The sequence below is a fragment of the Aequorivita soesokkakensis genome, assembly GCF_001641085.1.
In the GTDB taxonomy this organism is placed as follows: domain Bacteria; phylum Bacteroidota; class Bacteroidia; order Flavobacteriales; family Flavobacteriaceae; genus Aequorivita; species Aequorivita soesokkakensis.
Map to the genome: position 1 here is coordinate 49939 of NZ_LXIE01000002.1, position 13495 is coordinate 63433.

14 protein-coding genes are annotated in these 13495 nt (G+C 38.8%); 10 read left to right on the forward strand and 4 right to left on the reverse strand.

Features of this window, described 5'->3' with window-relative positions:
- Nucleotides 1-99: 99 nt before the first annotated feature.
- The 8 genes from A7A78_RS02895 (at nt 100) to A7A78_RS02930 (ending at nt 7127) form a co-directional block, all read left to right on the forward strand.
- Nucleotides 100-594 carry a hypothetical protein gene (locus A7A78_RS02895; protein WP_068760946.1) on the forward strand — a complete coding sequence of 165 codons (495 nt, stop codon included), beginning with the start codon at nt 100-102 and terminating at the stop codon, nt 592-594.
- A 460-nt stretch (nt 595-1054) separates the two neighbouring features.
- Nucleotides 1055-1243 carry a hypothetical protein gene (locus A7A78_RS02900; RefSeq protein ID WP_068760947.1) on the forward strand — a complete coding sequence of 63 codons (189 nt, stop codon included), beginning with the start codon at nt 1055-1057 and terminating at the stop codon, nt 1241-1243.
- 68 nt (nt 1244-1311) lie between these two features.
- The gene (locus A7A78_RS02905) at nt 1312-2082 is read left to right on the forward strand and encodes a hypothetical protein (protein WP_131811097.1); all 771 of its coding nucleotides are present in this window, start codon (nt 1312-1314) and stop codon (nt 2080-2082) included.
- Nucleotides 2083-2242: 160 nt separating this feature from the next.
- A complete protein-coding gene (locus A7A78_RS02910) occupies nt 2243-3007 on the forward strand; it encodes a hypothetical protein (RefSeq protein WP_068760949.1) in 765 nt (254 codons plus the stop codon).
- A 68-nt stretch (nt 3008-3075) separates the two neighbouring features.
- Entirely contained in the window at nt 3076-3378 is a 303-nt protein-coding gene (locus A7A78_RS02915; protein WP_068760950.1) for a hypothetical protein, read from the forward strand.
- A gap of 253 nt (nt 3379-3631) precedes the next feature.
- Nucleotides 3632-4168, forward strand: a complete 537-nt coding sequence (locus A7A78_RS02920) for a DUF4199 family protein (protein ID WP_068760951.1) — start codon at nt 3632-3634, stop codon at nt 4166-4168.
- A 123-nt stretch (nt 4169-4291) separates the two neighbouring features.
- A complete protein-coding gene (uvrB, locus tag A7A78_RS02925) occupies nt 4292-6289 on the forward strand; it encodes an excinuclease ABC subunit UvrB (RefSeq protein ID WP_068760952.1) in 1998 nt (665 codons plus the stop codon).
- 190 nt (nt 6290-6479) lie between these two features.
- Nucleotides 6480-7127 (forward strand): hypothetical protein, encoded by a 648-nt coding sequence (locus A7A78_RS02930; protein ID WP_094746015.1) that lies wholly within the window; start codon nt 6480-6482, stop codon nt 7125-7127.
- A gap of 158 nt (nt 7128-7285) precedes the next feature.
- On the opposite strand, the gene A7A78_RS02935 is transcribed toward A7A78_RS02930, so the two are convergent.
- On the reverse strand, nt 7286-8812 hold the full coding sequence (locus A7A78_RS02935) for a GH3 family acyl-acid amido synthetase (protein WP_068760954.1): 1527 nt from the start codon (nt 8810-8812) through the stop codon (nt 7286-7288).
- Between the two features lie 110 nt (nt 8813-8922).
- Here A7A78_RS02935 and rluF point away from each other — a divergent pair, with 110 nt between their 5' ends.
- The gene (gene rluF, locus A7A78_RS02940) at nt 8923-9777 is read left to right on the forward strand and encodes a 23S rRNA pseudouridine(2604) synthase RluF (protein ID WP_094746021.1); all 855 of its coding nucleotides are present in this window, start codon (nt 8923-8925) and stop codon (nt 9775-9777) included.
- 73 nt (nt 9778-9850) lie between these two features.
- Here the strand turns inward: rluF and A7A78_RS02945 are convergent, their stop codons facing one another.
- Complete coding sequence (locus A7A78_RS02945; protein ID WP_068760956.1) at nt 9851-10282, reverse strand: Hsp20/alpha crystallin family protein; 432 nt, start codon at nt 10280-10282, stop codon at nt 9851-9853.
- 208 nt (nt 10283-10490) lie between these two features.
- Here A7A78_RS02945 and A7A78_RS02950 point away from each other — a divergent pair, with 208 nt between their 5' ends.
- Nucleotides 10491-11765 carry a DUF2254 domain-containing protein gene (locus A7A78_RS02950; protein ID WP_068760957.1) on the forward strand — a complete coding sequence of 425 codons (1275 nt, stop codon included), beginning with the start codon at nt 10491-10493 and terminating at the stop codon, nt 11763-11765.
- On the opposite strand, the gene A7A78_RS02955 is transcribed toward A7A78_RS02950, so the two are convergent.
- Both A7A78_RS02955 and sucC read right to left on the reverse strand, forming a co-directional pair.
- Entirely contained in the window at nt 11762-12157 is a 396-nt protein-coding gene (locus tag A7A78_RS02955) for a tellurite resistance TerB family protein (protein WP_068760958.1), read from the reverse strand. The genes A7A78_RS02950 and A7A78_RS02955 overlap by 4 nt on opposite strands.
- A gap of 63 nt (nt 12158-12220) precedes the next feature.
- Nucleotides 12221-13411 (reverse strand): ADP-forming succinate--CoA ligase subunit beta, encoded by a 1191-nt coding sequence (sucC, locus tag A7A78_RS02960; RefSeq protein ID WP_068760959.1) that lies wholly within the window; start codon nt 13409-13411, stop codon nt 12221-12223.
- Nucleotides 13412-13495 lie beyond the last annotated feature (84 nt).

Genomic DNA, 13495 nt, shown 5'->3' on the forward strand with positions numbered 1-13495 from the left:
AAGGGGGAAACCCCTTAAAAAAAATGGGGGATTTCCCTCTTGACTGGTATTGATTTATTTTAAAAATTGAGGTATTGTTTAACTTTTAAATTTTAAGCTATGGCAAATTTATCAGAAAACAGACTCAATGAAGTCTTAGACCCCGCAGTGCTCACCACTGCGCTCACCGCCCTTAACGATTTTATGGCAGCCTTACCAGAAGGCGCCCTAAACGATGACCAACGCCGTCGCTACACCGGTATGGATGTGGACAACCGCGTGTTTGTGGAAACCGTGATAAACGTAATGCGCGGCAGTGGCGCCAACGTGCTTCCTGCAAGCTTCCAACTGCTTACCCTGCAGAACGACAACAATTTGTTTGGGCAGATTAAGATGGTTAGCGAGCGCACCATGGCCCTGCAGCGAAAACTGGATGATCTCCTGCGCATTGCCGCACACGAGGCCTACACATTTGCGCTAGCCGTTTACAAAATCTATGAAGCCCTTAGCGAGGCAGGCAGTGAAGAAGCCCGCGCGGGTTATGAACAGATGCGCGAACGTTTTATGGGGCAGGGAGGTTCCCGGCCTACAGATGGCGACGACACCACAACTTAATTTTTAAGACGTGGGAAAAAGCGGTTCTTCCCGAACCGTTTTTTTAGCAACTGGTTTTCATGAAAATCATAGTCTAAAAGTCAATAAAACTTACAATTGGACTAATACTATTGATTATTGGACTAATAAAACTGACCACAAGACTAATTAAATTGACCTTTAAACTAACAATTCTTGCATTTAGACCAATACTATTGACTATCTAACTAATGTAATTGACTGTCTAACTAATAGTATTGACTATCTAACTAATAAAACTGATTGTTTGACTAATAAAATACAGCATTATGGCAACAAATAAGTTTAAAAAACAGAAAAACAGCCCCCACATAGGGGAAATGCTTTCCGAACGCATCAAGAAAAGGCGCATCTCAAAAGCAGCCGTTTCGCGGGTACTGCAACGCGCTCCCGAAACGGTGCACAGGTTTACCAAGCGCCCCTCCTTACAGACCGAAATTTTATGGCAGCTATGCACCGTAATGAAACACAATTTTTTGCAGACCTCGCCGCCCAGCTGCCGCCAGACTTTACCACCAACGCCCCAGACCCCACGCTGCCCTTGCAGGAACGCATTGCTGTGCTGGAGGAGGAAAATAAGGTGTTGAAAACTAAGGTGGAAACACTTATGGCGGTGGTGGGGAAGGGATAAATTTATATATTAGCAGATACATGCGAAATATACTGCATATTGATATGCTAGTTATGGCCAAATTTGATATGAGCAATAAGAAAAAAAACTACTCTACTTTAAAGGAATTTGTTTTAGGTTTAATGATATTCCTTCTTGTATTGTCTTTGTGGTATTATTCGTGGACTTATATTGACCACAATATTTTTTCTTCAGATTTAAATTTAACTGATACAGAATCTAGAGGATTGTTTGGGGATAAATTTGGGGCAGTAAACGCATTATTCTCGGCCCTAGCTTTTGCGGGGATAATCTTTACCATTTTCCTTCAGAGAAAAGAATTAAAGCTGCAAAGACAAGAACTAGTCGAAACAAGAAGTGAATTCAAAATAAATAGATTGACAAACATTTTATTCAGGCAAATAGAGCTTATAAATAATCGAATTTCAGAGTCAAGGTTCTATAAGAGTAATGTTAACGAAATTATTACTGACCAATATTCAATTGAAAAAATAATTTCTGTTTTTGAGGTTATAGAAAGATTGGGAGAGAAAAACAAAAAAGATTTGAATCACAAGATTAATATTAATTCCCCTAAAATCATTGGACTTCTCACTTCGGTTCACTTTTCATTTCAAAGTTTTGAAAAACTGCTCAATCAATCCGGGTTAGAAAAACAGGAATTTGAACAACTCAAGAGTTTGTTGAAGGAGAATATAAATCCAAGTTTGTTCAGCTTACTTAATTACAGATTTCAATATGCCGAAAATATCTCATCAGATGATGCCGATATTCAAGAAATTGCAGAAGGAGTTAAACAAATAGAATTGTCTAAAATGAAATATTTATTGGAATTCTAAATAAATAAACTGGCCACAACAATGGCTACAAGTAGTGGCTTGTTATCGCCAACTTTGAAAATTTCTGCCGAATTTCAAACTTTGTGTATACTTGCAAAATTAAATGCTAAACCACGCTAATACTCATGGCCGAGAACGTTAGCAACACGCTGAATAATTTATGGAAAACAAATTACAATCTGATTTAATTCAAAATTTTACCAATGCTAAAGAACAAAGAGACAATGATTTAAATTTCGCTATCATTTCTTTAGCAATGCAAAACTTTACTGTTTATTTGATTAAAGAAGGTAATGAGGAAATCAAAGAAATCAAAAAAGCATTAAGTTACTATAAAGATTCTTCTATAAGTTTAAAAAAAAATGGAGTCGAATACCAAAAAATATTATTTGACAAGATTTACGTTAATTTCTATCAAATTTTTGAGGAATTCTGTTACAAAAACATGTTATGCTTATTTTTAAGATTACCGAAATTTTTAATGAAGGATGAGATTAATGTGTCATATAAAGACATATTTATGCAAACGGACATTGAAATAATAAAGCAAAATATTGTTGAAAAAAGAGTAAAATCTATTATTCAGAGTTCAAATATTTATGGAATTATTAAAAAATTCAAAACCGTTTTTGGAATAGATTTTAAAATTGATAAAGAATCACAAGATAGGCTGTTTATTATTTCTCAAAATAGAAATCTTTTGATTCATACTAAAGGAATAGTAAATAATATTTATATCAGCGAATTAGAGAAATTTGGTCTAAGAACCGACTTAAAAATTGGAGAACACATTTTAAAAGGATATAACAATTTTTCAGATTTTCACGATATAGAATATTTTATAGAAACGACTATTGAATCAATAACTGCAACTATGCTTGTAGACATTAATAGATTAATAAATTATCATGAAAATTTGAAATAACAATAAAAGCTATTACCCCCCGCTAGCGCGAGCGTCCCGCTCGTGTTTTTTAAACCTTGCAATTACTTATGGAATTTAAAAAAGCTTTTTTCATACTCATTGTTTTTGCAGTTATAAGCTGTGATACTGAAAAGTTTAAAACTGCTGATGGAATTGAATTAGAAGTTTCTTCATTGATTGGAATGGATGTATTCGATATAGCCTATGAATATAGCAGGGTTAGTCCCGAAACATTGACAGGGACAAACAATCGAAGATGGGTTGTTTATTTTTCAGATATAAATGTTACGCTCGAAACGAATAAATTAAATAACATAGTTCAAAATGCAAAAAAGGGAAAAAATCCTAAAGAAAGCACGTGGGCTAATTAATTTTTCCTCCTGGCGCCCCCTGCTAGCGCGAGCGTCCCGCTCGTGCACAATCCAAAAAAATAAATCTTTTAAAATTTCCCCTCGCGCGCTTTTGTAAAGCGTGCCTAGCTATATAAAGCATTTGTAATGCGCTTTACCCACACCACTACGTCAAAGCTTGATTTTTGATGCTTGAAGGGTATTGAATAACTATCTCTATGTACTTTGTAACAAATTAAATCTCAGGCTCGTCTTATCTGAAAATATTAATTTCATGATACAAAACAAAAATCTCCCAATTAAAATTGGAATGGTGCTAGGCACAACCCTAGGCATAGTGGTGATCACCAATGCCATCATACGCTATAAAACAGGTATGATTGTTCGAAACGAACAAATACTAAACTATGTATATTGGACAATATTTGCATTGTCTGTATTTTTTGCCGTATCCAGATTTAGAAAACTTGACCCTTCCTCTTTTTCATTGCGTCAAACAGTAAAAATAGGCCTATTGGCCGGACTCTTGAGTGGGGCATTATATACAATCTATATTGTCATCCTTAACAATTATATTGTTCCAGACCTTTCTTCTCAAGTAGTCGAGTATTATAAGCAGGAGCTTGCCTCAAATAGCTCCGAATTATCTAAAGAAGACATTCTGGATTCAATAGCTGTAACTGAATTAAACCCAGCCGTTAGGGGAGTTATGTATGTATTTGTATGCATGACTTTCGGCATAGCATACGCAACGTTGAGTACTATAATATTGAAGCGACTCAATAGAGTACCACCGGGTGCGCTTTTGTAAAGAGTGACTATATTTGCAATGCGCTCTATCTTTAAGCCTACACAACCCAAAAACTTCTCACTTCTTACAGCTCCCTACTCAAGTTCTATTTTAGTACTTTTGTAAAGCAACGAAAAAGAACAAATGAATTTTAAATTAACTACGGAATATACTCCCTCTGGAGACCAACCCCAAGCCATAAAAGCCTTGGTGGAAGGAATAGAAGCCGGAGAAAAATACCAAACCCTATTGGGCGTTACAGGCTCCGGAAAAACTTTTACCGTGGGCAATGTAGTGCAGCAGGTGCAAAAACCAACCTTGGTGTTGGCGCACAACAAAACCCTTGCGGCGCAGTTGTACACAGAGTTTAAAAACCTCTTCCCCGAAAACGCGGTGGAGTATTTTGTTTCCTATTACGATTATTACCAGCCCGAAGCGTTTATACCAAGCAGCGGCACTTATATTGAAAAAGATCTCTCCATAAATGAAGAGATTGAAAAAATGCGGCTTAGCACCACCTCATCCTTACTTTCGGGCAGGAGGGATGTACTTGTGGTTTCTTCGGTTTCCTGTTTGTACGGTATCGGGAACCCAGCCGAGTTTCAGAAAAACGTAATCAGTTTGGAAAAAGGGCAGATCATCTCCCGCACCAAATTGTTGCACCGTTTGGTGCAAAGTCTCTATTCCCGTACCGAAGCAGAATTCAACCACGGCCGTTTCCGCATAAAAGGGGATACGGTGGATGTGTTTCCAGGGTATGCAGATGATGCTTTCAGAATCCACTTCTTTGGCGATGAAATTGAGGAGATTGAAGTCTTTGACCCTTTGAACAACAATATAAAAGCGAAGTACGACAGACTGAATATTTATCCCGCGAATATGTTCGTAACCTCGCCCGATGTGCTTCAGGGCGCCATCCGAAACATTCAGGATGATTTGGTAAAACAGGTTGATTATTTTAAGGAAATAGGAAAACATCTGGAGGCCAAACGCCTTGACGAGCGCACCAATTTCGACCTTGAAATGATTCGCGAACTTGGGTATTGTAGCGGGATTGAAAACTATTCGCGCTATTTGGATCAACGTCTGCCCGGCACGCGCCCGTTCTGTTTGCTGGATTACTTCCCGAAGGATTATTTAATGGTTGTGGATGAAAGCCACGTTTCCATTCCGCAGGTTGGTGCAATGTACGGCGGCGACCGTTCCCGAAAGGAAAACTTGGTGGAATACGGTTTTCGTTTACCAGCCGCGATGGACAACCGCCCATTAAAGTTCGAGGAATTTGAAGCCCTGCAAAACCAAGTAATCTACGTAAGCGCCACGCCCGCCGATTACGAACTTGAAAAAAGCGGCGGTGTTTATGTGGAACAGATTATTCGTCCCACAGGTTTGCTGGACCCACCAATTGAAGTACGCCCAAGCCTAAACCAGATTGATGATTTGTTGGAGGAAATTCAGCTTCGCATAGAAAAAGACGAACGCGTTTTGGTTACCACGCTTACCAAAAGAATGGCAGAGGAATTGACCAAATATTTAACCCGAGTACAAATCCGCACCCGCTACATCCACAGTGATGTGGATACCTTGGAACGCGTGGAGATTATGCAGGATTTGCGTCTTGGTTTGTTTGATGTTTTGGTAGGAGTGAACCTTTTGAGAGAAGGATTGGACTTGCCGGAAGTTTCCTTGGTAGCCATTCTCGATGCCGACAAGGAAGGATTTTTGCGAAGCAACCGCTCCCTGACCCAAACCGTTGGTCGTGCTGCCCGGAACTTGAATGGAAAGGCGATTATGTATGCCGATAAAATAACCCGCAGTATGCAGGAAACCATTGATAGTACAAATTACAAAAGAGAAAAACAGATTGCTTACAATCAAGAGCACGGCATTACGCCAACACAAATCAAAAAGTCTTTTGAAAACTCACTGACAAAATCAAAACAAGCGGCTTACACGTTTGAAAACGCCGAAAGTCTTGCCGCAGAAGCTGAGGTGGAATATTTAACGAAAGCCCAGATAGAAAAGAAAATCCGCGACACGAGAAAAGCCATGGAAACAGCCGCAAAGGATTTGGATTTTATGATGGCGGCCAAGTTGCGGGATAAGATTAAAACGTTTCAGAAACAGTTGGAGGAAGTTTAAGTTCAATTTTCAATGTTCAATGTTCAATTTTCAATTTTCAATTTTCAATTTTCAATTTTCATTTTTATTAACCTGCAACCTGCAACCTGCAACCTGCAACCTGCAACCTGTAACCTGCAACCTGCAACCTGCAACCTGAACCCCCTAATCCCTATTCGCTCTTCGCTAATTCCTAAATCCTAATTTTACAATGCCTTTAACGTACCTTACTGTCCCTATTTTGTATTTTGCCTGTTATATGTTACCAGCGCAAAACATCAATTTGGACAATAAGATTATTCCCGAAAGCATCAAAAAGGAAGTTATTGAGGCAATTACCTTTTACCCTGAACTTTACGATACTGCAATAGAATTCAAATTCAAGGACAATATAAAAAAATCAACCATGCAGGCGCAGCCGCGGTTTGCAAGCTTTTTTAAGGCGAAGGAGAATCGGGAATATGTAATTTTGATCAGCAGAAACATTCAGATTGAAGGTGAGCATTTCACAATGGAAGATATACCTTCCGACGTAAAAGTAGGGTGGATAGGCCATGAACTTGGTCATATTATGGACTACCGCGATCGCACTAATATGGGGATGCTGATTTTTGGTATAAAGTATTTGCTTTCCCCTTTGCACATTAAGGAAGTGGAGCGCACGGCAGATACCTATGCCATACAGCACGGAATGGGGGATTATATCTTGACTACGAAAAACTTCATTTTAGAGAACGCCCATCTTTCCGAAAAATACAAAGAGCGAATCCGTAGGCTCTACATTTCTCCAGAAGAAGTAATGGAGCTCATTAATAAAAATAAAGTGGAAGAGGAACCTGAGATTGTTGGGGAGGGATAGTTGGATTGTTAGATTGTTAGATTGTTGGATTGTTAGATTGTTGGATTGCTGGAAGGCCCTTGACCCTTCGACTGAACTTTGACTATGCTTATGGCGACAAGATTTAAAATTTTGTATTTTTCATTACTAATTACTAATTACTCACTACTCACTACTCATTACTCAATTTGAGTTTTCACAAAAGCTTCCCATTCCGAAAACTTTTCTTCACCCATTACCTTTTCCATTTTAACCTGTCCGCCTTTCTTTTTGTTTTTGGCATTCCACTCGTGAAAAACAGCTGGATTCACGGTAGTAACTTTTACACCTTTTAATGCTTTTGAGCGCGCAACTGCGTAATTTTTATTCGCTTCTTTTAAAGCTTCGTCCAATGCATCCGCTATTTCTTTGGAATTTTTTTTGGACTCAGTTCCCAAATACCAATGATGGTAAAATTCGTCCTCAATTTTGACTGCCGCCAGTGTAAATTCAGGAATCCGAATATCAAATTTCTCCTCCATTTCACGTAAGGCGACTTCCATTTTGTTCACTGAAAGTTGCGAGCCCACCACATTTAAAAAGAATTTGGTGCGCCCCGTGATTTTTATTTCGGCCTTTTCAATATCGGTAAAAGCAATGGTATCACCAATCAAATAACGCCAAGCTCCGGAAACGGTGCTGATTATCAAAACGTAATCTGTATCGGGCTCGACTTCCGCAAGGGTTAGGGCAGGGGCGTCCTGAGAAAGCGAACCGTCCTCGTTTATATATTCAGGTTTAAAGGGAACGAATTCAAAATAGATTCCGTTATCGGTCACCAGTTTCATCGAAGTGGTATCGGGCCTATTCTGAAACGCCAAAAATCCTTCCGAAGCCAGATAAGTATCAATCACAATAATGGGATGTGCCAGCAATTGGTTGAAACTTTTCTCATACGGCTGAAACGCAACGCCACCTGTGGTATAGACTTGCAGGTTTGGCCAGATTTCGTGAATGTTTTTTGCATCGTGATATTCAATTACCTTTTTCATCATCAGTTCCATCCAAGATGGAATTCCGCTCAAGGCGCCAATGTCCCAATTACGGGCATTTTTGGCGATGGTTTCCACTTTTTGGTCCCAGTCGTCCATTTGCGCAATTTCCTCACCCGGTTTGTAATAACCCCGAAACCAAAACGGAATGTTGCTTGCGCTGATACCGCTTATTTCACCCTCCAAAAATTGATCTTGTTTCTCTAGATTTGTGCTGCTTCCGAGCATCATAATTTCCTTTTCGTAAAAATCGGAAGGGATTTCGAAATTGGTCAACGCGCCCACCTGCTTTATTCCCGTGGTTCTTATTGCCTCTATCATTTCATCGGTAACCGGAATTCTTTTTGAGGTTTTTCCCGTGGTGCCACTGCTTCGGGCAAAATACGTGGGCGTTCCCGGCCAGCTAATATCCTTTAGACCTTCTTGGGTTTTACACCACCATTCCTTCTCCATTTGGTGGTAATCAAAATAGGGCACTTTTTCAGAAAATGATTTTTCCAGATCTTCAGATTCCAAGATTTGTGAGAAACCGTAATATTTTCCGAAGGCGGTATCCTTTGCTTTTTCGAGCAGCTGTTTTAAAACCTCCTTTTGTGATTCAACGGGAGATTTTTCCGAAACGATTGCGCCGCGAAGATCTATCGCTGTTTTTATAATTGAGCCAAGTATTGCCATTTAAATTTTTTTTGAAACTACGATTTTTCATAAAGTTGGAAGGCGCAATTAAATCAATTTTAACCTTTTTCTTTTTGCGCTTCAATAGTGTTATCTTTACCAAAAAAAGAATGCACCACCCAGACTCAGTACGTTTAAACAAAGCAATTAGCGATAGCGGTTACTGTTCCCGCCGAGAGGCCGATACCTTAATTGAAAAGGGACGCGTAACCGTGAACGGCGAAAAGAGTGGGCTGGGCGATAGGGTGATGCCCAATGATGAGGTTCGCGTGGACGGAAAACTCATCAAGGAAAATACAGCAGAAGTATTTATAATGCTAAACAAACCTGTTGGAATTACTTGCACAACCGACACCCGTTTTGATGACAATGTGGTGGATTTTATAAACCATCCCGAACGTATTTTCCCCGTGGGAAGACTGGATAAGCCCAGTGAAGGCCTTCTTTTATTGACGAATGAAGGCGATATTGTAAACAAGATCCTTCGCGCTGGAAACAAACACGAGAAAGAATATATCGTAAAAGTTGATAGGCACGTAACGGATGAATTTATAAAACGGATGGGCTCCGGAATTCCTATTTTAGACACGGTTACCAAGCGATGTAAAGTTGAACGAATAAGCAGGTTTGAGTTTCGAATTATATTAGTGCAGGGTTTAAATAGACAGATTCGCAGAATGTGTGAGTATTTGGGGTATGAAGTGGTAGCACTGCAACGGGTACGATTAATGAATTTGGAATTGGGGGATTTGCCAGTAGGACAGTGGCGCGACCTTACTCCTGAAGAGCTAAAAACCCTAAGGGATTCCGTAAAGGATAGTGACGGTTTGCCTATGGCATACTTAAAGGATGGCCGCCAAAAGGCTGTGGAAACAATAAAACCGGAAAAGAAAAGGCAAGAGGAGCGGAATTTAAAGAGGGAGCAAAATAGTACTGGAGGACGAAGAAGGAGAGGCCCAAAATAGTGCCATGAAAAAACCGCGCACCGATTGAGTAGCACGCGGTCATTTTCAACTAACTAACCAAATTAAATTTCAATTATGAAATCTCAACCATTTTCTTCAATGCTTTCTTTTCTTCCATTTTAGGAAGGGTAACCCGAAGGACCCCATTTTCGTAACTGGCCTGAATTTCTTCAGTTTTTATGTTTTCAGGAAGCTTGAAAGTGCGCTCGAAACTGCTGTAATTAAACTCCCTTTTCTTGAAGTGTGAATCGCTGGTTTCTTCTTTCTTTTCTTCTACCTTTTTTGCAGCTATTTTAAGTGTATCTTCCTCAGCCTCAATGGTAAAATTTTCTTTCTGCAATCCCGGTGCAGCCAATTCGACTACAAAATTCGGCAAATTTTCAATAATATTTATCGCTGGAATGCTAAATGTTTCATAATTATTTAGCGCATCCATTCGGTTCTCCAAAAATAGATTGTCCAAAAGTCCGGGCAACCAAATACTGTTTTTATTAACTGTTTTCATAACTATATATTGTTTGTGTTATTTTTTAAATTCCCTATTACTTATTCAATAACAATTCCAAGTAATAAAACAGGTCATTTTGACCGATTTTTAATTTTTTTAAATGACTTTTTGTCTGGGTTTTGAATATTTATTTCAACATTTATTTCATTTTTAAGAATAATGACATTTGCATTGATTAATTTTAAAATTGAACTAACTCCCGTTTATGAAAAAACTCTTCATCCGAATTTTTGATTTCTTCAATACCATAGAAAGTAAGATTGCCTTTTATCCAACCTTGTTGGCCTTTTCAGGATTTTTGGTAGCGCTTTTAATGATATATTTAGAGCAACAGGGTATTTCCAGAAAAATTATGGATGTATTCCCTCTATTGATGGTCGAGGATGGAGATACCGCATTGACGGTGTTAAGCGCGTGTTTGGGTGGGCTTATTTCGTTAATGGTTTTTAGTTTTTCAATGGTGATGCTGCTTTTGAGCCAAGCATCGAATAATTATTCCCCGCGATTGCTTCCTGGATTGATTAGTGATAAGCGGCACCAATTGATTTTAGGGATTTATTTGGCTACCATTCTCTATAATATCTTTACGCTTTTTTCCATTGAGCCCAGTGAGGATAAATATACGCTTCCGGGATTTTCCGTACTCTTGGGGATTGCTTTCACCATTCTTTGCTTGGTTGCTTTTATATATTTCATCCATAATATTTCACAGAGTATTCAGATCAATAATATTCTTGAAAATATTTTTCACGATGCCGAAAAAAGGCTTCAAAAACTCATAAAATCTGAAGAAAATTCAAACAGGAATTTCCCAAATACTGAAAATTGGCATGAATACAAAGCTGGTCGCAGTGGCTATTTTCAGAATATTTCAACAAAAAATATTTTGAATATTTGCGACGAGGAAAAAACCAAGATTTACATAACAGTTCCCAAAGGATTCTTTGTTTTGAAGAACGGAATTTTTATAAAATCTGAAAAGAAGCTTGATGAAAAGGTTGTGGATGCTATTATTTCAAACATTAGTTTCGCACGGGGCGAGTTGGTGCAAGACAACTATCTTTTGGCGTTTAAACAGATTACCGAAATTGCCGTAAAAGCAATGTCTCCCGGAATAAACGATCCGGGAACGGCCATTAACGCTATAGACTATTTGACGGAACTTCTTGCGCTGCGAATGCAAAAAAGGGACAACGGAATAATTGTCCACGACGAAAAGGCGCTGCTGAAAATAGCCATTGTTAGTTTTAAGGAAGTTGTATATAATGTGATGGCGTCGCTGCGAACCTATTGCAAGCACGACCCGATTATGGTTGAAAAATTATTGTGGATGCTGAAATATCTTGAAAGACAACCTACTGCCCAAGAAAATTATCACACTGTTATAAAAGAGGAAATGGAAACATTGTTAAAGCAGGCAAAGAAGGCTTTTGACTCTAATAAAGATGTTGTTTCTATTGAGAATATTGCTTCAGACTAATTGTAATAGATTTTGAAGATTTTAAGAAGCTCTTCCGCTGGAACCATTTTATCTTCGTAGCATTCCATTTTTTTAAGGATTTGGTCGGCAACTATCGGACGGATACCCATTTTCAACCCAAAATTTTTTAAAGCGATTACTTCTTTTTCGTGGGTTTCATTGTCCACGTTCATCACTAGAATCAATTTGTAGAAATGCGTGATTCGTTCCACTTCAGAATATAAAGGTTTTGAAGGCTGTGGATTCTCAAAAAGCGCCATCACTTCTTTATTGGAAATGTCCATTCGCTTTGCAATCTTTTGGATAAATTCAACTTCGGAAACGTTTATTTTTCCGTCGGCCATCACCATATTTATTAAATCACTTAGTAAGGATTTGGGGTTTTTATCCATAATTAAAACTCAAAAAAAAGACCCTTGCTAAATGCGAAGGGTCTTTATGTAAATTATTAATTTTTAAGAAAGCACAGCTTTTACTTTATCTGCTGCTTCTTGAAATTCAATAGCGCTTTGTACGTCCAAACCACTGTCGTCAATCAATTTTTTTGCGATGTCGGCATTGGTTCCCTGCAAACGCACAATGATTGGAATGTGAATAGTTCCCATGTTTTTATAAGCATCAATAACGCCTTGTGCAACACGGTCACAACGAACAATTCCACCAAAAATATTTATCAAAATTGCTTTTACGTTCGGGTCTTTCAAGATTAGTTTGAAAGCAGCCTCAACACGCTCGGCATCTGCGGTTCCACCAACGTCAAGGAAGTTTGCAGGTTCCCCGCCGGCTTGTTTAATAAGATCCATCGTTGCCATAGCAAGTCCGGCGCCGTTCACCATACAGCCAACGTTTCCGTCAAGATCTACATAGTTCAAGCCTTTTTCCTTTGCTTCAACCTCTACTGGATTTTCTTCGCGTTTGTCGCGCATTTCCTCATAATTTTTATGACGGAAAAGTGCGTTATCGTCAATACTTACTTTCGCATCAACCGCGATAATTTTATCATCACTTGTTTTTAAAACTGGATTTATTTCAAAAAGCGAAGAATCAGATTCGTTGTATGCTTTGTAAAGCGCAGTAACAAATTTTGTCATTTCCTTAAAAGCCTTTCCGCTCAAACCAAGATTGAAAGCAACTCTTCGCGCTTGAAAGCCCAAAAGACCAACAGCGGGATCTATTTCTTCCGTGAAAATTAAATGTGGAGTTTCTTCGGCAACGGTTTCAATATCCATCCCACCTTCGGTAGAATACATAATCATGTTTCTTCCTGTGGAACGGTTTAACAGTACGCTCATATAAAATTCATTTGGCTCGCTGTCGCCAGGATAGTAAACATCTTCGGCAACCAAAACTTGGTGAACTCTTTTTCCCTCAGCAGAAGTTTGTGGAGTAACAAGGTCCATTCCAATGATTTTTCCTGCAATATCCTCAACTTCCTGTAAATTCTTTGCAAGCTTTACACCACCACCTTTACCACGGCCGCCGGCGTGAACTTGTGCCTTAATAACATGCCAGCCCGTTCCGGTTTGTTCGGTAAGTTTTTTTGCAGCTTCCACGGCCTCTTTTGGGGTGGTTGCCACGATACCGCGTTGTATTTCAACGCCAAAACTGTTTAAAATTTCTTTTCCCTGATATTCGTGTAAATTCATAGTAGCGGTTTTGTACTTGTTTATGGATTGCAAAAATAACAAATGTTGCAGGAATGGACTAATGTTTTTTAAGGCATTACTTGT

What these genes read in the sequence shown, in the direction of transcription:
- A7A78_RS02895 (WP_068760946.1), top strand. Translation starts at nt 100, where the DNA reads ATGGCAAATTTATCAGAAAACAGACTCAATGAAGTCTTAGACCCCGCA.
- A7A78_RS02935 (WP_068760954.1), bottom strand. Translation starts at nt 8,812, where the DNA reads ATGGCAATACTTGGCTCAATTATAAAAACAGCGATAGATCTTCGCGGC.
- A7A78_RS02930 (WP_094746015.1), top strand. Translation starts at nt 6,480, where the DNA reads ATGCCTTTAACGTACCTTACTGTCCCTATTTTGTATTTTGCCTGTTAT.
- A7A78_RS02915 (WP_068760950.1), top strand. Translation starts at nt 3,076, where the DNA reads ATGGAATTTAAAAAAGCTTTTTTCATACTCATTGTTTTTGCAGTTATA.
- A7A78_RS02955 (WP_068760958.1), bottom strand. Translation starts at nt 12,157, where the DNA reads ATGGATAAAAACCCCAAATCCTTACTAAGTGATTTAATAAATATGGTG.
- A7A78_RS02905 (WP_131811097.1), top strand. Translation starts at nt 1,312, where the DNA reads ATGAGCAATAAGAAAAAAAACTACTCTACTTTAAAGGAATTTGTTTTA.
- uvrB (WP_068760952.1), top strand. Translation starts at nt 4,292, where the DNA reads ATGAATTTTAAATTAACTACGGAATATACTCCCTCTGGAGACCAACCC.
- A7A78_RS02950 (WP_068760957.1), top strand. Translation starts at nt 10,491, where the DNA reads ATGAAAAAACTCTTCATCCGAATTTTTGATTTCTTCAATACCATAGAA.
- A7A78_RS02945 (WP_068760956.1), bottom strand. Translation starts at nt 10,282, where the DNA reads ATGAAAACAGTTAATAAAAACAGTATTTGGTTGCCCGGACTTTTGGAC.
- rluF (WP_094746021.1), top strand. Translation starts at nt 8,923, where the DNA reads ATGCACCACCCAGACTCAGTACGTTTAAACAAAGCAATTAGCGATAGC.
- sucC (WP_068760959.1), bottom strand. Translation starts at nt 13,411, where the DNA reads ATGAATTTACACGAATATCAGGGAAAAGAAATTTTAAACAGTTTTGGC.
- A7A78_RS02900 (WP_068760947.1), top strand. Translation starts at nt 1,055, where the DNA reads ATGGCAGCTATGCACCGTAATGAAACACAATTTTTTGCAGACCTCGCC.
- A7A78_RS02920 (WP_068760951.1), top strand. Translation starts at nt 3,632, where the DNA reads ATGATACAAAACAAAAATCTCCCAATTAAAATTGGAATGGTGCTAGGC.
- A7A78_RS02910 (WP_068760949.1), top strand. Translation starts at nt 2,243, where the DNA reads ATGGAAAACAAATTACAATCTGATTTAATTCAAAATTTTACCAATGCT.